At 64.9% G+C, this 19,221-nt stretch carries 18 protein-coding genes; 13 read left to right on the top strand and 5 right to left on the bottom strand.

The window, feature by feature from the left end:
- Window positions 1-21 precede the first annotated feature (21 nt).
- The 4 genes from ACOOE1_RS09010 to ACOOE1_RS08995 all read left to right on the top strand — a co-directional run bounded on the left by ACOOE1_RS09010 (window position 22) and on the right by ACOOE1_RS08995 (window position 5,209).
- Window positions 22-1,182, top strand: a complete 1,161-nt coding sequence (locus ACOOE1_RS09010) for an ATP phosphoribosyltransferase regulatory subunit (protein WP_420406013.1) — start codon at window positions 22-24, stop codon at window positions 1,180-1,182.
- A gap of 51 nt (window positions 1,183-1,233) precedes the next feature.
- The gene (locus ACOOE1_RS09005; RefSeq protein WP_420406012.1) at window positions 1,234-2,526 is read left to right on the top strand and encodes an adenylosuccinate synthase; all 1,293 of its coding nucleotides are present in this window, start codon (window positions 1,234-1,236) and stop codon (window positions 2,524-2,526) included.
- 118 nt (window positions 2,527-2,644) lie between these two features.
- Window positions 2,645-4,645, top strand: coding sequence for a hypothetical protein (locus ACOOE1_RS09000; RefSeq protein WP_420406011.1), 2,001 nt, complete (start codon window positions 2,645-2,647; stop codon window positions 4,643-4,645).
- 63 nt (window positions 4,646-4,708) lie between these two features.
- Complete coding sequence (locus ACOOE1_RS08995; RefSeq protein ID WP_420406010.1) at window positions 4,709-5,209, top strand: hypothetical protein; 501 nt, start codon at window positions 4,709-4,711, stop codon at window positions 5,207-5,209.
- An 18-nt stretch (window positions 5,210-5,227) separates the two neighbouring features.
- On the opposite strand, the gene rpoH is transcribed toward ACOOE1_RS08995, so the two are convergent.
- Both rpoH and ACOOE1_RS08985 read right to left on the bottom strand, forming a co-directional pair.
- Window positions 5,228-6,115 (bottom strand): RNA polymerase sigma factor RpoH, encoded by an 888-nt coding sequence (rpoH, locus tag ACOOE1_RS08990; RefSeq protein ID WP_420406009.1) that lies wholly within the window; start codon window positions 6,113-6,115, stop codon window positions 5,228-5,230.
- Window positions 6,116-6,283: 168 nt separating this feature from the next.
- The gene (locus tag ACOOE1_RS08985) at window positions 6,284-7,276 is read right to left on the bottom strand and encodes an RluA family pseudouridine synthase (protein WP_420406008.1); all 993 of its coding nucleotides are present in this window, start codon (window positions 7,274-7,276) and stop codon (window positions 6,284-6,286) included.
- On the opposite strand from ACOOE1_RS08985, the gene ACOOE1_RS08980 reads away from it, so the two are divergent.
- The 5 genes from ACOOE1_RS08980 to ACOOE1_RS08960 are packed head-to-tail and all read left to right on the top strand — an operon-like array spanning window position 7,275 to window position 11,103.
- Window positions 7,275-7,685, top strand: coding sequence for a hypothetical protein (locus ACOOE1_RS08980; RefSeq protein ID WP_420406007.1), 411 nt, complete (start codon window positions 7,275-7,277; stop codon window positions 7,683-7,685). The two genes, ACOOE1_RS08985 and ACOOE1_RS08980, sit on opposite strands and share 2 nt — an antisense overlap.
- Before the next feature lie 19 nt (window positions 7,686-7,704).
- Window positions 7,705-7,899, top strand: coding sequence for a hypothetical protein (locus ACOOE1_RS08975; RefSeq protein ID WP_420406006.1), 195 nt, complete (start codon window positions 7,705-7,707; stop codon window positions 7,897-7,899).
- Window positions 7,896-8,978 (top strand): threonine aldolase family protein, encoded by a 1,083-nt coding sequence (locus ACOOE1_RS08970; RefSeq protein ID WP_420406005.1) that lies wholly within the window; start codon window positions 7,896-7,898, stop codon window positions 8,976-8,978. The genes ACOOE1_RS08975 and ACOOE1_RS08970 overlap by 4 nt, the downstream gene beginning before the upstream one ends.
- Entirely contained in the window at window positions 8,975-10,216 is a 1,242-nt protein-coding gene (locus ACOOE1_RS08965) for a CaiB/BaiF CoA transferase family protein (protein WP_420406004.1), read from the top strand. Before ACOOE1_RS08970 ends, ACOOE1_RS08965 begins: the two co-directional genes overlap by 4 nt.
- 2 nt (window positions 10,217-10,218) lie before the next feature.
- Window positions 10,219-11,103 (top strand): HpcH/HpaI aldolase/citrate lyase family protein, encoded by an 885-nt coding sequence (locus tag ACOOE1_RS08960; RefSeq protein WP_420406003.1) that lies wholly within the window; start codon window positions 10,219-10,221, stop codon window positions 11,101-11,103.
- Between the two features lie 48 nt (window positions 11,104-11,151).
- On the opposite strand, the gene ACOOE1_RS08955 is transcribed toward ACOOE1_RS08960, so the two are convergent.
- The 3 genes from ACOOE1_RS08955 to ACOOE1_RS08945 form a co-directional block, all read right to left on the bottom strand.
- Window positions 11,152-11,514 carry a hypothetical protein gene (locus tag ACOOE1_RS08955; RefSeq protein WP_420406002.1) on the bottom strand — a complete coding sequence of 121 codons (363 nt, stop codon included), beginning with the start codon at window positions 11,512-11,514 and terminating at the stop codon, window positions 11,152-11,154.
- A 136-nt stretch (window positions 11,515-11,650) separates the two neighbouring features.
- Window positions 11,651-13,465, bottom strand: coding sequence for a sodium:solute symporter family protein (locus ACOOE1_RS08950; protein ID WP_420406001.1), 1,815 nt, complete (start codon window positions 13,463-13,465; stop codon window positions 11,651-11,653).
- Between the two features lie 12 nt (window positions 13,466-13,477).
- A complete protein-coding gene (locus ACOOE1_RS08945; RefSeq protein WP_420406000.1) occupies window positions 13,478-13,753 on the bottom strand; it encodes a DUF4212 domain-containing protein in 276 nt (91 codons plus the stop codon).
- Window positions 13,754-13,961: 208 nt separating this feature from the next.
- Between ACOOE1_RS08945 and ACOOE1_RS08940 the strand changes: the two genes are divergently transcribed.
- From ACOOE1_RS08940 to ettA, 4 genes are all read left to right on the top strand, one after another.
- Complete coding sequence (locus tag ACOOE1_RS08940) at window positions 13,962-14,570, top strand: hypothetical protein (RefSeq protein WP_420405999.1); 609 nt, start codon at window positions 13,962-13,964, stop codon at window positions 14,568-14,570.
- Between the two features lie 4 nt (window positions 14,571-14,574).
- Window positions 14,575-15,957, top strand: coding sequence for an exonuclease domain-containing protein (locus ACOOE1_RS08935; RefSeq protein ID WP_420405998.1), 1,383 nt, complete (start codon window positions 14,575-14,577; stop codon window positions 15,955-15,957).
- Between the two features lie 10 nt (window positions 15,958-15,967).
- Complete coding sequence (locus tag ACOOE1_RS08930; protein WP_420405997.1) at window positions 15,968-17,413, top strand: DUF294 nucleotidyltransferase-like domain-containing protein; 1,446 nt, start codon at window positions 15,968-15,970, stop codon at window positions 17,411-17,413.
- A gap of 72 nt (window positions 17,414-17,485) precedes the next feature.
- The gene (gene ettA, locus ACOOE1_RS08925) at window positions 17,486-19,168 is read left to right on the top strand and encodes an energy-dependent translational throttle protein EttA (RefSeq protein WP_420405996.1); all 1,683 of its coding nucleotides are present in this window, start codon (window positions 17,486-17,488) and stop codon (window positions 19,166-19,168) included.
- The last annotated feature ends 53 nt before the right edge of the window (window positions 19,169-19,221 follow it).

Below are 19,221 nucleotides of genomic sequence, written 5' to 3'. Positions count from 1 at the left end.
CATCAGCGCCGGAGAGACCGTGTGTCGCATCCAGATAGCGAGAGCGAACTGAACAGGCGCGCCCTGCTACCCGCGGGGCTGCGCGACGTGCTGCCGCTGGATGCGGCGCATGAGGCGCAGGTGACCCGGGCGCTGCTTGCCGAGTGTGCGGCGCATGGCTACGACCTCGTGAAGCCGCCTCTGGTCGAGTTCGAGACCTCGCTGTTCGCCGGGCCGGGCGCGGCGATGAGCAACAGCACCTTCCGCCTGATGGATCCCGTCTCGCAGAAGATGATGGGGGTGCGCGCCGACATGACGGTGCAGATCGCCCGCATCGCCACCACCCGGCTGCGCGACGAGCCGCGCCCCCTCCGTCTCTGCTATGCGGGCGAGGTGCTGCGGGTCTCCGCCAACCAGCTCAACCCGGAACGCGAGCTCGTCCAGGTCGGGGCCGAACTGCTCGGTGGCGACAGCGTCGCCGCGGATGTCGAGCCGATCCTGCTGGCGGTCGAGGCACTGCGGTCGATCGGCGTCGAGAACCTTTCTGTCGACCTGACGGCGCCGCAGGTAATTCCTGTGCTGCTCGAAGGGGCGGACCTTCCGCCCGATACATTGCGCGCACTTCGCACCGCGATCGATCGCAAGCATGCGGCGGAAGTCGGCCGTCTTGCCGGACCGCTGGCGCCTGTCCTCAAGCAGCTGATGGATGCGACGGACGCCTGGCGGGAGGCGCTGGGCGACCTGAAGAAAGTCGCCCTGCCGGATCCCGCGCGGGCGGCGATCGAAAGGGTCGGCGCGATCGCGGAGAGCGTGGCGTCGGTCGAACCGGATCTCGCCATGACGATCGATCCGGTGGAGAATCGCGGTTTCGAGTATTATACCGGGTACGGTTTCAGCTTGTTCTCGCGCGGCGTGCGCGGCGAGCTCGGGCGCGGTGGCCGCTACCGGGTGGACGGGGGCGAGGGACTGAGATCCGCCGGCTTCACGCTCTACATGGAAACCGTGATGCGCGCCCTGCCTGAACCGGCGCGCCCGGAAAGAATATACCTGCCTTACGGCACGTCCCCCGAGACGTCGCGGAAGCTCCGGCAGGAAGGCTGGATCACCATCGCAGGATTGGACAAGGAAGGCGATCCGGCGCTAGAAGCGTCGCGCCTCGGCTGTACCCACCTGCTGAAGGACGGAGCGCCGGTCGCGCTCTGAACCCGGGCCGCCGGATCCCGCGGCCGGAACTTGAGAAAGACGAGACAGACCATGAAGAACGTCACCGTGATCGGCGCCCAGTGGGGCGACGAAGGCAAGGGCAAGATTGTCGACTGGCTCTCCAAGCGCGCCGATGTGATCGTGCGCTTCCAGGGCGGCCACAATGCGGGCCATACGCTCGTCATCGGCAACCAGACCTACAAGCTCAGCCTCTTGCCGTCCGGTGTCGTGCGTGACGGCAAGCTCTCGGTGATCGGCAACGGCGTCGTGATCGACCCGTGGGCGCTGGCGAGCGAGATCGAAACGCTCGGCAAGGCCGGAGTGAAGATCACCACCGACAGTCTCGTGATCGCCGACAATGCCTCGCTGATCCTGCCGGTGCACCGGCGCATCGACCAGGCTCGCGAAGCGGTCAAAGGCGAAGGCAAGATCGGCACCACCGGCCGCGGTATCGGCCCGGCCTACGAGGACAAGGTCGCCCGCCGCGCGGTGAAGGTTTCGGATCTCGCCGATCCGGACTGTCTCGCGATCCGGGTCCGGGAACTGATCGCGCATCACAACATCTTCCTGAAGGGCGCCGGCGAGGAGCTCGTCGACCCGGAAGAGACGCTGGCGCAGCTCGGTGAAATCTCCGGGACGGTGCTCCCGTTCGTGAGGCCGGTCTGGCGCGAACTGCAGTCGGCTGTCGCGAACGACAAGAGGATTCTCTTCGAGGGCGCGCAGGGCGTCATGCTCGATGTCGATCACGGCACCTATCCGTTCGTCACCTCGTCCAACACCGTTGCCGGACAGGCTGCGGCCGGTTCCGGCCTCGGTCCGCGGGATGTCGGCTATGTGCTCGGGCTGGTGAAAGCCTACACCACGCGTGTCGGCGCCGGTCCGTTCCCGACGGAGTTGATGGACGAGAACGGCCAGCGGCTCGGGGAGCGTGGGCGTGAATTCGGCACCGTGACCGGGCGTCAGCGCCGCTGCGGCTGGTTCGACGCCGTGATGGTCCGTCAGGCCCTGAAGGTTTCCGGCGTCGACGGCATCGCGCTGACCAAGCTCGACGTGCTGGACGGCTTCGAGGAACTGAAGATCTGCGTCGGCTACGAGCTGAACGGCGAGCGGATTGACTATTTCCCGGCGGGCGCGGGCCCGCAGGCCGCCGTGACGCCGGTCTACGAGACTGTCGAGGGCTGGTCGGAGAGCACCTTCGGCGCGCGCTCCTGGGCCGACTTGCCGGCAAACGCGGTCAAATATATCCGCTATCTCGAGGAACTGATCGAGACGCCGGTGGCCCTGCTGTCGACCAGCCCGGAACGCGAGGACACCATTCTGGTGCACGATCCCTTCCGCGGTTGAGGGCTCACGGAAAACTGTAGTCCCGGCGGATAACCCCCTTCGTCCGCTGCTTTTTCTTGCATTCTCGGCGAAAGCTTGGGAAACCGGAGAAGCTATTGCATGAAGGGGCCTGCCCAAAATGGCGGACGTGGTCTCAGTCAACGACCGGTTCGATATCGATCCCGGCCAACCTCTGCCCGACTATGATTCGCCGACGGCGAAGGCTTATGCCTGCCGTGACGGCGGCAACAAGGCCGACTATGTCGCCCTGGTCTGCGATCCGAAATATCCGCTCAGGGTCGAGGCGATCAATGCCCTCAAGGGGTTTCCGAATCACAGCCTGATGCGGGTCCAGGACCATGGGGTGGTGAACTGGACTCTGACCAGTCGGCGGATGCCGGTCCTGATCGTGGACCGGCCGCGCGGCGGACGGGTCTTCGCCTCCGAAGACGATACGATAGAGCCCTTTACGGACGAGCAGTTGACCCGGGGCTTCCTGACGCCGCTCGTCGCGACCCTGCGGGAGATGTCCCAGCGTGGCGTGACCCACCGCAACATCCGCCCGAATAATCTTTTCTACAGCGACTCCAACCGCCGCTCGGTGATGCTCGGGGAATGCATCAGTTCGCCTCCGGCGCTGTTCCAGTCGGACGCGTACGAGAGTCTCGAAAGCGCGATGGCGGACCGCACCGCGCGGGGAGACGGCAGCGTGCTGGACGATCTCTTCTCGGTCGGTGTGACACTTCTCAGCCTTGTGACCGGCAAGATGCTGCCGGAAGATCCGGACCCGCAGCGTGCGATCTTCGATCGCATCAATCTCGGTTCCTATGCCTGTCTCGTCGGTGGCACCCGGCTGCAAATGAACATGGTCGAGGTGCTGCGCGGTCTGCTGACCGACGAACCGCGCGAGCGCTGGACGATCCGCGATGTCGAACTCTGGCTCGGTGGTCGCCGGCTGACGCCGAAGCAGGTCAAGCTGCCACAGAAAGCGGCGCGCCCGCTGATGGTCGGCGGCGGTTCCTACGAGAACGTGCGGTCGGTTGCGCATGCGATCGGACGGAACTGGAATACGGCTGCGGAACTGGTCCGGGGACAGGATTTCGACAATTGGCTCCGCCGGTCGCTCGGCAACGAGAATGTCGTCGAGTCGGTCAACAAGATCACCGGCGGGCCGAACGGTATCCAGAGCGCGCCCAAGGAAGAGGACCCGCGCCTGATCACGCGGGTCGCGATCGGCCTCGATCCTGCCGCGCCGATCCGGCACAAGGGTTTTTCGGCCCATATCGACGGGGTCGGTCCGACGCTGGCGCTCAATTTCAACGACGAGGCGACCCGGCAGAAGGTCGCGGCTTTCATCGCCAGCCGCTCCGTCGGTCCCTGGATGTCTGTGCAAACCCGTTCGAAGCAGGACCTGCTCGGGCTGTTCGCGAAGTTCGACAAGCTGCCGACCCTGCTCAACAGTTCCGGGCCGGGATACGGGATCGAGCGGGTGCTCTACGAGCTGAACGAAGACATCCACTGCATGAGCCCGATGATCGAGCATCTCTACGTGACCGATCCGGCTGAGGTGATTCCCTCACTGGAGGCCGTGGCGCAGCAGAGCCGGCGCCCGCCGATCCCGATGGACCGCCACCTGGCGGCGTTCCTCGGTGCAAGGTCTACGGATATCGACGACCGCATGTTACGGCCGCTCGGCAATTCCTCCGACACGCGTCCCGCCATCGATGCGCTCAACGTGCTCCGTCTGCTTGCGCGGATCCAGACCCTGTCGCGCAACGGTCCGATGCCGGGTCTCAGTCACTGGTTCGTCGAGCTGATGAAGCCCGCTGTCAACGCGTTCCATAATCTGAAAGCGAGGACCGCCGTCGAGAACAGCGTGATGAAGGCGTCGGAATCGGGTCAGCTTGGAGAAATCCTGAAAATCTTCGACGATCAGCGCGCGCAGCAGCGGGATCAGCAAGGCTACCAGCGCGCGCAGCAGGAATTCACCCAGTGCGCGATTCAGATCGCGCAGATGAATCTCGACCTGCAGAACAAGGACAGTCTCGCGGCGGAGGTCGGCGAGCAGGCCGCCGCCGTGGTCTCCGGCGTTGTCGGCAGCGTCGGAACCACCGCTATCGTGATCCTTTATTTGGTATAAACTCGTGGCGCGGATGTTTGGAGTCGCGGGTTTGACCCGCATCGGGACTTATCGGGACTGGTAATGGCAGCAGGTTCGGCAAATGCCGCTTCGATGAAGGTGATCGTCTTTACGATCGCCGGCGGGCTCATGCTGTTCACGCTGCCGACGGTGCTCTTGCTCGGCATCGGCATGCTGCCGACCTTCGCCGCGATGGCCGTTGACCGCCGGCGGGAGAAATACACCACCCTCTGCGTCGGCTGCATGAATTTCGTCGGCGTCCTGCCGTTCGTCGCCCAGCTCTGGTCGGAAGGGCACTCCTATGACCGGGCGTTCGCCATCATGGCCGACCCCTTCGCTTGGCTGACCATGCTGGGCGCCGCGGGGCTCGGCTGGTGCATCTACCTGATCGCGCCGGGGATCGTGTCCATGGGGATCGCGATGCGGATCGAGCAGCGGATCGGCCGGCTGCGCCGGCGCCAGCGCGAACTGGTCGAGGAATGGGGCCCCGGCGTGGCCGGAGCCCTCGACGATTCCGAAGCAGGTGCAGGCAACCCGGCCGAGGACGCCAATCAGGGAAGCTGAGGGCGCCGGATTTGCGGCTCAGGCGCTCTCCAGCCGTTGTTCGATGGCGGCGTTGCGCATCGCCTTCTGCAGTTTCTCGAAGGCGCGGACCTCGATCTGACGCACCCGCTCCCGGCTGATGCCGTATTCCTGGCTCAGATCCTCGAGCGTGGTCGGGTTATCGAGGAGCCGGCGCTCCGTCAGGATGTGGCGTTCGCGCTCGTTGAGCGACTCCATGCCCACAGCGAGCAGCTCACGTCTCTGCTGCAGTTCCTCGCTCTCGGCAAGAGTGTCTTCCTGGCTCTCGTTCTCGTCGACCAGCCAGTCCTGCCATTCGCCTTCGCCCTCGACACGCAGCGGCGCGTTCAGGGAATGGTCCGGAGCCGACAGCCGCCGGTTCATGTTGACGACGTCCTGTTCGGGCACGTCGAGCTTTTCGGCGATCGCTGTCACCCGTTCCGGAGAGAGATCGCCTTCCTCGATGGCCTGCATCTGGCCCTTCAGCTTGCGCAGGTTGAAGAACAGCTTCTTCTGCGCCGCCGTGGTGCCGATTTTCACGAGCGACCAGGAATGCAGGATATATTCCTGAATCGCGGCGCGGATCCACCACATCGCATAGGTCGCAAGGCGGAATCCGCGTTCCGGATCGAAGCGTTTCACCGCCTGCATCATGCCGACATTGCCTTCGGAAATCAGTTCGGCGACGGGAAGCCCGTAGCCGCGATAGCCCATGGCAATCTTCGCCACGAGACGGAGATGACTGGTGACGAGCTTGTGGGCGGCCTCGGAATCGTCATGTTCGCGCCAGCGCTTGGCGAGCATGTATTCCTCTTCCGGCTTCAGCATCGGAAATTTACGGATTTCCTGCAGATACCGGGTCAGATTGCCTTCAGCAGTGAGCGTCGGAAGCTGTGTCGCCTGTGCCATTTTTTCCCCTTCGTCACGTCTCCGGCGACGTGTTGTTTGTCCACCGGTTCGAGGGGGGTGCGCGTCAATACGCCTTCTGTCTTCCCCCTCCAGTACACTATGTAGTGTTGCTCTATGGCGATTTTAAGGCCTCGTTGGAGGTCTATTGGTCGCCAAGAGAAAACAATCTTATTCGCCAGGCTGCCGCAAACCGGCGAGCAGTGCGTCCATATCGTCCGGCAGGGCGCTTTCGAAGCGCAATCGTTCCTTCGTGACCGGGTGCTCGAAGCCAAGAACTGCGGCATGCAGGGCTTGCCGTCTGAACGCTTTCACAGCGTCCGGATCGCCCGCCTTGTGCCCGCGTCCATAGAGTGGATCGCCGATCAGCGGATGGCCGATATGGGACATGTGGACCCGGATCTGGTGCGTGCGTCCGGTCTCCAGACGGCATTCGACGAGTGCCGCGCGGGTCCCGAAGCGCTCGATAACCCGGTAATGCGTGACCGCCGGCTTGCCGTTGGCGGTGACCGCCATCTTCTTGCGGTTGCGCTGACTGCGTCCGATCGCGCCCTCGATACGGTCTTTTGACTTCGTCGGCACGCCGCGGGCGACCGCACGGTAGAGCCGCTCGATCGTGTGCGCGGCAAACTGCACGACCAGACCGTGATGCGCCTCATCGCTCTTTGCGACGACCATCAGGCCACTGGTATCCTTGTCGATGCGGTGCACGATCCCCGGTCGCCTGACCCCGCCGATCCCGGAGAGAGAGCCGCCGCAATGGGCGAGCAGGGCGTTCACCAGCGTGCCCTCGCTACTGCCAGGGGCCGGGTGGACCACCATGCCGGCCGGCTTGTCGACCACGATCAGGTCCCCGTCTTCATAAACCACGGTCAGCGCGATGGTTTCCGGTTCCGGGTCCGCCGGCTCCGGCGGCGGTACCTGGATGCGGTAGATCCGGCCGGGTTTGACCGCCTCGGAGGGGTCGGTTATCGTCGCCTCTCCGGCGCTGACGCGGCCGTCCAGGATGAGATTTTTCAACCGACTCCGGGACAGTTTCGGCACATCGGGCATCTCCGCGAGACGCCCGGCGAGCCAGCGGTCTATGCGATCGGTCGTCTCGTCGCTCTGCCCGGCCTCGCCGGAGGCGATCTCTATCTGAAGTGTCTCTGAAGCAGGATCCATGGCCGCGAAGCTACCCGATAGCGATCAGAATCAGAAGCCGGCAGAGCCCTCCTGGCTGCTGCCTGCGAAAATCGCCGTTGTCGTGATGGGAATCATGATCTTCGCCGGTCTCGGCGTGATCGCCTACACCATCGCAACACGGCTCGCCGGAGGCGGGAATACGGTCACCACTGAGGCTCCGGCGAAAGAGGTTGTTGCCCCCGCTCCGGTCCCCCGGCCGGTTGCGACGCCGTTCGGCACGGTGCAGGTCGAGATCCCTGAGGGTGGGCGACTCGGCGCGGCGCAGTTCGACAGCGGTCGCATGATCCTGCAGATGAACATGCCCAGCCGGAAAATACGTCTTCTGGTATTCGATCTGGCCACCGGGGAGCAACTTGGTACGTTCGAACTGGCCCCGCCTTCGAACTGATCTTTTTGAGGTACGAGGAATGAGCAAGTGGAATTCGGAGACGCTGCGCGTTGTCATTCCCGATGGAGCGACGCTCGGTCCGTCGCAGTATCACGACGGCAAGATGATCCTCCAGGTCACGGGACCTGAAGACCTGATCCGCCTGATCGTCGTCGATCTGGCGACGGGCGAGCCCCTCGGCAATGTCGCCCTCATCCCGGAAAGCAAGGCATGAAATCCCAATCCAACGCCTGGAAGGTCAATTTCGCCAGTGACAATGTCGGCGGAGCGGCGCCTGAAATCATCGCGGCCCTCGCAGAGGCGGCTTCCGGTTTCGCCATGCCCTACGGCAATGACGACCTGACGGAGAAATTTCGCCGAATGGCGGCGGAGACCTTCGAGACCGAACTTGCCGCCTATCCGGTCGCAACCGGCACGGCGGCCAATTCCATCGCGCTGTCGACGCTTTCGCCACCCTATGGCGTGATCTACTGCCATGAGGGCGCGCATATCGAGGAAGACGAGTGCGCGGCGCCGGAATTCTATATCGGCGGCGGCAAGCTGACGGTCCTCGGCGGCGCGGACGGCAAGATCTCGGCCGACGATCTCGCCGCGAGGCTCGGCGATCCGAGCGCAGCCTCTGCGGTGCATCACGCCCAGCCGGCGGCGGTCAGCATCACCCAGCTGACCGAGAAGGGTACGGCCTATTCCCTGGACGAGATCCGTGGCATCGCCGATGTGGCGCATGGCGCCGGACTGAAGCTGCACATGGACGGGGCCCGCTTCGCCAACGCTGTTGCCGCACTCGGCTGCACTCCGGCGGAAGCGACCTGGAAATCCGGAATCGACGTGCTCTCCTTCGGTGCCACCAAGAACGGCGCATACGCCGCCGAGGCGGTGATCTTCTTTGACCCGGCGCTGGCGAAGGATGTGGAGTTCCGGCGCAAACGCGGCGGTCATCTGTTCTCCAAGATGCGATTTCTCTCGGTCCAGCTCTGCGCCTATCTCGAGAACGGCAACTGGCTGCGATATGCGGCGAACGCCAACGGGGCAGCGAGAACCCTTGCGGACGGGCTCAGGGAACTGCCTGGCGTCGAGTTGCTGCACCCGGTGGACGGTAACGAGATCTTCGCCCGCATTTCCGCGCCGGTACATCAGGCGCTGCGTGCCGCGGGTTGCCAGTATTACGCATTTGGCGAGGCGCCGGACGGCTCGGTCGGAATCCGTCTCGTGACCGCCTTCAATACAGGCGAGGAAGAAACCGGGCATTTTCTGGCTGCAGCGCGTGCCGGCGCTGAGGGAGCGGCGGCATGAGCGGTGCCCAGGCGCGGCCGGGGCGCTATCCGGCGAACGATTACCGGACCGGCGCGAGACTGCCGCTCGATGGCGTGCGGGTGCTCGACCTCTCGCGCCTCGTCGCCGGCAATATGGTGACCCATGTGCTGGCGGATTACGGTGCCGAAGTGATCAAGCTGGAGCGTCCGGGCTTCGGAGACGACCTGCGCAATTGGCGCACCGAGGGTGTCGCTACCCACTGGAAGGTGTTCTGCCGCAACAAGAAGAGCGTCACTCTCGACCTCCGCAAGGAGGAGGGCAAGGCGCTGTTCTTGAAGCTGGTGGAGACCGCCGACGCGGTGGTGGAGAACTTCAAGCCGGGGACGCTGGAGGACTGGGGGCTCGGGCCGGACGTCCTTCAGGCACGGAATCCGAAACTGACTCTGGTCCGGGTCTCGGGCTGGGGGCAGACCGGGCCCTGGAAGCACAAGCCGGGTTTCGGCTCGCTGGTCGAGGCGATGAGCGGTTTCGCGGCCCTCAACGGTTTCGGCGATCGCCCGCCGGTGCTGCCGCCTCTCGCGCTGGCCGACATGATCGCGGGGCTCTACGGCGCCTTCTCGGTGATGGTTGCGCTCAGAAACGTCGAAGTCTCGGGCGGAAAGGGGCAGAGCATCGACCTTTCCCTGTTCGAGCCGATCCACGCCATTCTCGGCCCGGAAGCGGCGAACTTCGCGCTCAGCGGCAAGGTGCCGCCGCGCACCGGCAGCCGCTCCAACCTGACCGCGCCGCGCAATACCTATCGCTGCAAGGACGGGAAATACGTCGCGCTTTCCGGCTCGATCCAGGCGATGGCGGAGCGGTTGTTCCGTACCATCGGCCGCCCGGACCTGATTGACGATCCGCGCTTCAGGACGAACTCGGACAGGGTGAAGAACAACGATATCCTCGATCCGATCGTGGCGGACTACATGGCCGAGCGCACCCAGGCGGAATGCCTCGAGATCTTCGAGAAGGCGGGCGTGACCGTCGGCCCGGTGGCCGACGTCGCGCAGCTTGCCGACGACGATTACATGGAGGGCCGCGGCGTGGTCGAGGCCTTCCCGGACCCGGAGATAGGTACCCTGCCGATGCATACGGTAATTCCGCGGCTCTCCGATACGCCGGGAGCGGTGCGCAGCCCGGCGCCGGAACTCGGCGAACATAATGCGGAAATCTGGGGCGGGGTCGGGATCGATACCGCCGAGCAGGCGCGTCTGACGGAAGCGGGAGTGATCTGACCATGGCCGGAACCCTGCCGCTCTGGCGTTCTCTCCTTTATGTCCCGGTGACCAACGAGCGCTTTGTCGAGAAGGCAGCCGGGCGCGGCGCCGACGCCATCAAGCTCGATCTCGAGGACAGCATCCCGCCGGCGGAGAAGCCCGCTGCGCGCAAGGCGCTGCGGGACGCGGCCCAGGTGATTTCCAATGCCGGCACCGAGGTGCTGGTGCGCATCAACCGCCCCTGGCGCCTCGCCGTGCAGGATCTCGAGGCGGCGGTCTGGCCAGAGGTCTCCGGCCTCTGCCTGCCGAAGCTCGAAAGCGCCGATCATCTCGCCTTCCTTGACGAGACCGTGGAGGAACTTGAGCGCGAGCGCGGGCTCGAGATCGGGAGCATCTGCTTCATGGGCCTGATCGAGACCCCGCGCGGCCTCAACAACGTCCGCGATATCGCCGGGGCGAGTCCGCGCCTGAAGGGGCTTTCTCTCGGCCAGGAGGATTATTCCGCGGCTCTCGGCATGCCCGCACTCGGTCCGGGCGATCTGGTCGAGGATATGCGTCTCGTCCAGCGTGCCGCCCGCGAGGCCGGCATCCTGCCGCTTGGTTTCGCCGGCTCGATCGCCGAGATCACAGACATGGAGGCGTTCCGCGCCAGCGCCGAACGCGCCCGCGCCCTCGGTATGGAAGGCGCTTCCTGCGTGCATCCGGCCCAGGTGCCGATCCTGAACGCGGTCTTCAGCCCGACGGAACAAGAAGTCGAGACGGCGGAGGCGATGGTCGCGGCCTACGATGCCGCGATGGCCGAAGGCCTCGGCGCGGTCAGCTTCCAGGGCAAGATGATCGACGTCCCGGTGGTGGAGCGCGCGCGAAGGGCGCTCGTGCTCCGCGACCGGATCGCGGGGCGATAAATTGTGCCCGTCATCCCGGACTTGATCCGGGATGATGACCGGCGACTCCTATCGCCCAACCAGCTGCCCGATCAGGTCGTACACCATGTAGGAGATTTCGCTTTCCAGCGGCAGCGAGAGCATCCCCATCGCGCCATACCCGAGCAGCCAGGGCATCAGGTAGAAGCGGATCATGAAGAAGAACCAGGCGACGTAGAGGGGATGCAGCCACGGTAGCAGAAAGCCCGGCGTCACCGGACCGAAGAAGCGGAGCAGCGGGTTCGTCACGCGGACGAAGAAGCGCATGAAGAAGAAGCTCGAATCCTCCGGCAGGAAGATCGACATCGCGAAGCGGCCGAACAGGGTCCACATCACCGTGCCGAGCACGTAGTCGATTATCAGGATCCAGAGGGGAAAGGCGCTTGCATCCATTGGGGCGTATCCTCCCGCCGCTTCTTCTTTTGATTGGGCGCAAAAAAAATCCGGGACGAAGCTTGGCCCGTCCCGGATTTCTCTTCAAGTCTGTCCGGGACGGGGCTGAAGCCGTCCCGGATGTGAAAGATGTCGCCTAGTGCGTGCTGGCGAGGACCGTTTCGCCGCGCGGCGTACGCACCGCGTCGACCATGCGCTGGGTTTCCTCGTCCGGCTCTTCCGTCATCAGGCTGACCACGATCATGGCGATCAGGCTGACCGGCATGCCGATCATGCCGAACCGGAGATGGTCGATGCCCATCCACGGTTCGCCGCCCGCAAAGTGGACGTAGTAGAGATAGGCGGTGCCGGCAACGAACCCGCCGATCATGCCGGCGATCGCTCCCTGACGATTTGCCCGTTTCCACCAGATGCCGAGCACCAGCGGGAAGAACAGCCCGGAGCAGGCGAAGTCGAAGGCCCAGGCCACCGCCCCGAGGATCGAGGTCAGTTTCAGGCTGGCCACGAACGCTCCGGCGCCGCCGACCACGAGGAGCAGGATCCGGGCCGCGATGAGCCTGGTCCTGGTCTCCGCATTCGGGTCGATGATCTTGTAGTACAGATCGTGGCTGAGCGCGTTGGCGATGGCGAGCAGGAGCCCGTCGGCCGTCGACATGGCCGCGGCCATGCCGCCCGCCGCCACCAGGCCCGAGATCACATAGGGCAGACCGGCGATCTCAGGCGTGGCCAGCACGACGATGCCGGTCCGCATGAAGAACTCGTTGATCTGCAGGATCCCGTCCCCGTTGGAGTCGGAAACCGCCAGGAAGTTCACCGCGGTCCACTTCTGGACCCATTCGAGCGCGTTCACGTCGGCGATGGATTTGCCGATGATCCCGGTCGCAAGGTTCGGGTCGAGCAGCGAGAGCTTGGTGAAGGTCGCAAGCGCCGGCGCCGTGAAGTAGAGCAGGAAGATGAAGAGGATCGACCAGCCCACCGAGAGCCGCGCGGCCCGCACGGACGGCGTCGTGAAGTAACGCATGAGAACATGGGGCAGGGAAGCCGTGCCGCACATCATGCAGAGCACCAGGGTGGCGAACTTCCATTTCTCCATGAAGGTCTCGCCAGGCGCATTGATCGGCACCGTCAGAGCCTTCAGTCCGGCGAAGGCCTCGGTCGGTTTCAGCACGCCCACCTGGTGCAGGGTCTCGAGTTCCTGCACCCGCTGGACGGCATCGCCGTAGGCCAGCTGCGGGATCAGGCCGAAGCCGCTCTTGTTCGACATCCAGACGACCGGGATGATGTAGGCGATGATCAGCACGATGTACTGCGCCACCTGGGTCCAGGTCACCGCCCGCATGCCGCCGAGCATGGAGCAGACGAGGATGCCGGCAAGGCCGAACCAGACGCCCACTTCGAACGGAATCTGCAGCGCCCGGGCCGCGACCGTGCCGGTGGCGTTGATCTGCGCCGTCACGTAGGTGAAGGACGCAACCACCAGAACGATCACCGCGCAGAGACGCGTGAAGTTCCCGCCGTAGCGTGTGCCGATGAAATCCGGAACCGTGTAGCAGCCGAACTTGCGAAGATACGGCGCCATCAGCGAGGCGACGAGCACATAGCCGCCGGTCCAGCCGACCAGGAAGGCCATATAGCCGTAACCGCCGAAATAGATGCCGCCCGCCATGGCGACGAAGGATGCGCCGGACATCCAGTCCGCCGCCGTCGCCATGCCATTATAGAGCGCCGGAACCTGCCGGCCGGCGACATAGTACTGGTCCGTCGCCATGGTGCGCGACAGCACGCCGATCAGGGCGTAGATCGCAATGGTGAAGCCGACGAACAGGTAACCGATCGTGTCAGCGCTGACACCGGCCTGTTCGAGAATGGCCATCAGGATAATGAAGAGGAGGAACCCGCCCGTGTAGAGGCCGTAGATCTTCCCCAGGTTTTGGATGAAATCACCCTTCATGTCGGATCTCCTCTACTCGTCTTCGTTATCTTCTTCGGCAACGCCGAATTCCTCGTCGATCCTGTTCTGGGCGCGCGCGAACCAGAAAATGATGACGACGAATGCGAAGAGTGATCCCTGGCCCGCCATGTAGAAGCCGAGAGGGAATCCAAGGATGGAGATCTGATTGAGCTGCGGCGCGAACCAGTGCACACCGAAGGCGAAGATAAACCAGATTATCAGTACAGTGATGGTCAGACTCTTGGTGCGCTGCCAATGAGCTTCATGATTGGAGTCGGCTTGCGCCATTGTAGTAACCCCCCTTTCATACCCTCGTCATTGATTGACGATTTTTGTGTATCGCATGTACCAAGCAATATTCTTAGTCTATGACGGATTAGTCGAATCAGCTACAGAATTGTGAAGGTCTTGAGTTTACTGTAGTGCGTATGAAACTCGGAAAGTTGTTATGTTTCATGGTGTTTTGAGGGAGTTTTGGCGGAAGGCGAGACTGTTCATGCCGTTCTCGACCCGCTGGAACGAAGAGCCGCTCGACAATGTCGAATCGGCGTCCGAATTCGTGAGCACCCGGGCGGCCTTCGTCGCCCAGACCACGCTCTACGGCTATGTCCGGACGCGTGCGGGGACGCGCTATACGCAGCTTTTCGACGACGATCTGTTTGCCCAATCGCTGAACATCGCGAAGTGGCAGCTTTTCCTCGCCTGCGCGACCGACCTTGCGGGATATCTCGCCGCCGGATGCCGTGACCGGTTGGACGAGGCGGGCGAGCGGGATCTGGCGCTTGCGATGCTCCGGTCGGCGCTTTCCGGATATGACGAGCCCGCGCGCACGGTTCCGGACTGGGCGGACGCGGTCAAGCGCGCGGAGGCCCGTCTGCGCCTCGTCAAAGCGGACCCGGAAGACCCGCTGGCTGCCTTCAAGGACAGCGAGGATGCGCTCGTCCATTGGGCGCCGATCGCCGACGAACTGAAGATCCATGACGAGGGAATCGTTCGGAACTCCATCCGCTTCAAATGGAAGGACATTCGGGTCCGGCTGACGACCTTGCTGCAGGCCGATGCGGTCGCGGAGGATTTCGCCGCGATACGCCCGGCCGCCGAGTAGCGCCGTGGCGCCCGCGCGCGACAGGGACAACTCGCCGCTCCGCCATGCGATCGTCATGCGTTACCGGACCCGTCGCACCCACGCGATTCTGCTCTCGGCAGTCCCGGTTCTCCTTGTCGTCATGCTGGCCGCCTTTGCCGTCCGCCATGTCCTGGCCGCGGACGACCCGGACTGGTCCCTGCTTGTCCTGCCAGCGGCCGGGACGGCTCTGGCGGCGCTGCTCACCTACGCGGTCTACGGCATTATCGCGGCGCATATCGGCGATCTGGACAAGATGAAGGAAGACCTCGACCTTGCGGCCAGTACCGGGCGGCTGCCGGCACGCTGGCGGCAGTTCACCGGCGGGCCGGGGGAGATCGCGGGTCTGTCCCAGGCGGTCGAGCGGGCGTTCATCCGGCGCCAGAGACACGAATCCGAGGGCACCTGGATCGCTGGCGTTCTCGCGGGGATCCCGGCCGCGGTGATCGTTTTCACCGGCTCGGGCCTGGTCGCTCTGTCCAATGCCGCGGCCCGTCGCCGTCTCGGCGAGTTCGGCACCGCTCCCGGGCACAGCATTTTCTCCATCGTCGATCATGGATTGCTGGATGCGGCGCTGCGGCGCGCGCGGGAAGGCAGGCGTCCGGTCGAGTTCCCGCTGAACGATACCGAGGGCGGCGCCGTCGACGCCCAGGTCGTGGGGCTGGCGGAAGGCGGGGTGATCTCGTTCCTCGCTCCGGTGGAAGAGGTTGTGCCGGAGCAGACGGCGATGGACCTGAGCCTGGGCAGTCGCGCACCCGAGCCGGTGCCGTTTCTCGCTTCCACCACGCTCGGCGCCCTGCCTGTGGTCAGCCTCGACCTCGAGACGACGGGGCTTGAGGCGGCGCGCGACCGAATCGTTTCCATCGGGGCGGTTCGGGTGCAGGACGGCCATGTCTTCACCGGCGCCTGCCTCGACCTTCTGGTCAAACCCGGAATCCCGATCCCGGAACGCTCTTTCCGGGTGCACGGGATCGGCGACGAACTGGTCGCCGGCGCGCCGGCGCTGCCGGAGCTCTGGGAGGAACTGACCCTGTTCTGCAAGGGATGCGTCATTGTCGGCCACCAGATCGGCTTCGATCTCGCGGTCCTGGCGGCGGAGGCGAAGCGACACAAGCTACCGCCCCTTGCCGCACCGGCGCTCGATACGATGGCGCTGTTCAAGCATATCGCGCCGGACGAGAGGATCGGGCTCGACAGCGCCGCCGAGGCGATGGGGCTCAGCATCTTCGGCCGGCACACGGCGCTCGGCGATGCGATCGTGACCGCAGAGCTGTTCAACGCCATGGTGCCGGAATTGCGCCTGAGGGGAATCGCCGACTACGGAGCGGCCCTGGACGTGGCGGCGCCGCGTCCGTGGGGCCGGGACTAGGGGACCGGATATGGACGCCGGCACCATGTTCGACAGCTATCCTTACCGCCACAGTCTGAGCGACGTGGTGACCTGGGAGCCGCTGGATATCGGCCCGGAAGCAAGCCTCGAAGAGGCGGCCGCCGCCATGGCGGCACGCGACGTGGGCTCGATCCTGGTGCGGGACGCGTCCGGCGCCCATGCAGGCATCGTTACCGAACGGGACATCGTCCGCCACATCGCGACCGGCGGGAGTTCCGGCACGGCGGTCCACGACGTCATGTCGTCGCCCGTTCAGTCGCTTCCGGCCGACGCACTTGTCTACAAGGCCATGGGGCGGATGGAGCGGCTTGGTATCCGCCATCTCGCGGTCACCGATCCGCGCGGGAAGATCGTCGGCGTGGTTTCGCTCCGGACCATCCTGAAGACCCGCAACACCGCCGCCTTCGCGCTCGGCGATGCGATCGAGGCGGCGCCCGATGCCGCGGCCATCGCCGCGGCCCGGGCGCGCCTGCCGGACCTGGTGCGGGCGCTCCTCCAGGACGGCGGTCGGGGAACGACCGTCGCCGGCGCGATCAGCGCGGCGATGCGGGATTCTACGGAGCGCGCGGGCCTGCTGGCACTTGCCGCGATGGAGCGGGAAGGCCTCGGTCCACCGCCCGCGCCATACGTCCTGCTGGTGCTCGGCAGCGGCGGCCGCGGCGAGAGCCTGCTGTCGCCGGACCAGGACAATGCCGTGATCTTCGACGGGACGGAGGCGGACGATGCCTGGTTCGCGGAGTGGGGCCAGCGGCTGTCGGATATCCTCGATGCCGCCGGCGTGCCCTATTGCAACGGTGGCGTCATGGCGTCCAATCCGCTCTGGCGCGGTACGCCGGCGAGCTGGCGCGAGCGGGTTGCCGGATGGATCGGCAGCGCGCGGGGCGAGAGCATCATGAATGTCGATATCTTTTTCGACTTCGCCCCGGTACTGGGCGATGCCGCGCTCGCGGCCTCGCTGCGCCACGACGCGATCGCGGCCGTTGCGAAACAGACCGTGTTCCTCGGCAACCTCGTGCAGCATATCGGCGGTTTCCGTCCGCCGCTCGCATGGGACGCGTTCGGGCTGCTGAGCGGCTTCCAGCTCAAGAACGGGCGCGTCGACCTGAAGATCGGCGGGACCCTGCCGCTGGTCTCGGCCGCGCGGGTGCTTGCGCTGCGTCATGGCATCGAGGCGACCTCCACGACCGAGCGTCTGCGCCTGTTGAGAGAGAAAGGTGTGCTCTCGGAAGGAGATGCGTCCGCGGCCGCGGACGCGCTCGAAACGGTCATGGCGGTCGTCCTGCGGCAGCAACTCGCCGATCTCGAAGCGGGAAAAGCGCCGTCGTCGACGATCGATCCTGCGATCCTCGACCGCCGGGAGCGGCGCAGACTGCGCGCCCGTCTCGAGGTAATCGATCTGCTTCAGCCGATGGTTCAGGGCGCGATCAGCGGCTAGTTGCCGCCGCCGCCGCACTTGTCTAAAACTGCGCCCTCTAAAGAGTTTTTCATTCTCGACAGGAGCGGCCCCTTGGCAGCCTATCAGTACATCTATGTGATGAAGGGTCTGAGCAAGACCTATCCCGGCGGGCGCGAGGTTCTGAAGAACATCCATCTGTCCTTCCTGCCGGGCGCCAAGATCGGCGTGCTCGGCGGCAACGGCGCCGGCAAGTCGACTCTTCTCCGGATCATGGCCGGAGTCGACGAGGAGTATCAGGGCGAGGCATGGGCGGCCGACGGCGTGAAAGTCGGCTATCTCGCGCAGGAACCGCAGCTCGATCCTGACAAGGACGTGTACGGCAACGTCATGGAAGGCATGGGCGAGACCAAGGAACTGCTCGACCGTTTCAACGAGGTCAGCGCCCGCTTCGCAGAGGAAATGACCGACGACGAGATGAACGATCTCCTCGCCGAGCAGGCCGAACTGCAGGAGAAGATCGACGCCGCCGACGCCTGGGACCTCGACCGCAAGGTCGAGATCGCCATGGACGCCCTGCGTCTGCCGCCGGGCGATGCCGATGTCAGCAAGCTCTCCGGCGGCGAGCGCCGCCGCGTCGCGCTTTGCAAGCTGCTGCTTTCCGCGCCCGACATGCTGCTGCTCGACGAGCCGACCAACCACCTCGATGCCGAGTCCGTCGCCTGGCTGCAGCGCTTCCTGCACGACTTCCCCGGCACCGTGGTGACCGTGACCCACGACCGCTACTTCCTCGACGAGGTCGCGGGCTGGATTCTCGAACTCGACCGCGGCCGCGGTATTCCCTACGAGGGCAACTATACCGGCTGGCTCGAGCAGAAGCAGAAGCGGCTGGAGCAGGAAGGCCGGGCCGAGGATTCGCGCCAGCGCACCCTCAAGCAGGAACTGGAATGGGTGCGGCAGTCGCCGCGCGCCCGCCAGGCCAAGAGCAAGGCGCGCCTCAATGCCTATGAGGAACTGCTCGCGCAGAGCCAGGAGAAGGCCGGCGACACCGCGCAGATCGTCATTCCGGCCGGTCCGCGTCTCGGCGATCAGGTGATCGAGGCCGATCACCTCTCCAAGGGCTTCGGCGACCGCCTTTTGATCGACGATCTGTCCTTCAAGCTGCCGCCGGGTGGCATCGTCGGGGTGATCGGCCCGAACGGCGCCGGCAAGACCACGCTGTTCCGCATGATCACGGGCCAGGAGCAACCGGACAACGGCGATTTCACCGTCGGCGACACGGTGGTGCTTGGCTATATCGATCAGTCGCGCGATTCCCTCGACGGGAAAAAGACGGTCTGGGAGGAGATCTCCGACGGACTGGACGAGATCGATCTCGGTCGCCGCAAGATGCAGAGCCGGGCTTATTGCGGCCAGTTCAACTTCCGCGGCGCGGACCAGCAGAAGAAGGTGGGCCAGCTATCCGGCGGCGAGCGCAACCGAGTCCATCTCGCCAAGATGCTGAAGTCCGGGGCCAACCTGCTGCTGCTCGATGAGCCGACCAACGATCTCGACGTCGATACGCTGCGGGCGCTGGAAGAGGCGCTTCTCGAGTTTGCCGGCTGCGCCGTGGTCATCACCCACGATCGCTGGTTCCTCGACCGCATCGCCACTCACATTCTCGCCTTCGAGGGCGACAGCCACGTTGAGTGGTTCGAGGGTAACTACCAGGCCTATGAAGAAGACAAGAAGGCCCGTCTCGGTGCCGAGGCGGCCCAGCCGCACCGGATCAAGTACAAGCCGATTACCCGCGCCTGAGGGCAGGGGTCGTAGAACGCGAAACGCCGGCCACGAGAGGCCGGCGTTTTCTG

Origin of the sequence: Nisaea sp., assembly GCF_965216895.1 — a bacterium.
Taxonomy (GTDB): Bacteria; Pseudomonadota; Alphaproteobacteria; order Thalassobaculales; family Thalassobaculaceae; genus Nisaea.
The sequence above is the reverse complement of the archived record's forward strand: the minus strand, read 5'-3'. Positions and strand labels throughout refer to the sequence as shown.

What these genes read in the sequence shown, in the direction of transcription:
- ACOOE1_RS08995 (WP_420406010.1), top strand. Translation starts at nt 4,709, where the DNA reads ATGGCAGCAGGTTCGGCAAATGCCGCTTCGATGAAGGTGATCGTCTTT.
- ACOOE1_RS08930 (WP_420405997.1), top strand. Translation starts at nt 15,968, where the DNA reads ATGGACGCCGGCACCATGTTCGACAGCTATCCTTACCGCCACAGTCTG.
- ACOOE1_RS08950 (WP_420406001.1), bottom strand. Translation starts at nt 13,465, where the DNA reads ATGAAGGGTGATTTCATCCAAAACCTGGGGAAGATCTACGGCCTCTAC.
- ACOOE1_RS09005 (WP_420406012.1), top strand. Translation starts at nt 1,234, where the DNA reads ATGAAGAACGTCACCGTGATCGGCGCCCAGTGGGGCGACGAAGGCAAG.
- ACOOE1_RS09000 (WP_420406011.1), top strand. Translation starts at nt 2,645, where the DNA reads ATGGCGGACGTGGTCTCAGTCAACGACCGGTTCGATATCGATCCCGGC.
- ACOOE1_RS08965 (WP_420406004.1), top strand. Translation starts at nt 8,975, where the DNA reads ATGAGCGGTGCCCAGGCGCGGCCGGGGCGCTATCCGGCGAACGATTAC.
- rpoH (WP_420406009.1), bottom strand. Translation starts at nt 6,115, where the DNA reads ATGGCACAGGCGACACAGCTTCCGACGCTCACTGCTGAAGGCAATCTG.
- ACOOE1_RS08955 (WP_420406002.1), bottom strand. Translation starts at nt 11,514, where the DNA reads ATGGATGCAAGCGCCTTTCCCCTCTGGATCCTGATAATCGACTACGTG.
- ACOOE1_RS08960 (WP_420406003.1), top strand. Translation starts at nt 10,219, where the DNA reads ATGGCCGGAACCCTGCCGCTCTGGCGTTCTCTCCTTTATGTCCCGGTG.
- ACOOE1_RS08940 (WP_420405999.1), top strand. Translation starts at nt 13,962, where the DNA reads ATGCCGTTCTCGACCCGCTGGAACGAAGAGCCGCTCGACAATGTCGAA.
- ACOOE1_RS08945 (WP_420406000.1), bottom strand. Translation starts at nt 13,753, where the DNA reads ATGGCGCAAGCCGACTCCAATCATGAAGCTCATTGGCAGCGCACCAAG.
- ACOOE1_RS08975 (WP_420406006.1), top strand. Translation starts at nt 7,705, where the DNA reads ATGAGCAAGTGGAATTCGGAGACGCTGCGCGTTGTCATTCCCGATGGA.
- ACOOE1_RS08970 (WP_420406005.1), top strand. Translation starts at nt 7,896, where the DNA reads ATGAAATCCCAATCCAACGCCTGGAAGGTCAATTTCGCCAGTGACAAT.
- ACOOE1_RS08980 (WP_420406007.1), top strand. Translation starts at nt 7,275, where the DNA reads ATGGCCGCGAAGCTACCCGATAGCGATCAGAATCAGAAGCCGGCAGAG.
- ACOOE1_RS08985 (WP_420406008.1), bottom strand. Translation starts at nt 7,276, where the DNA reads ATGGATCCTGCTTCAGAGACACTTCAGATAGAGATCGCCTCCGGCGAG.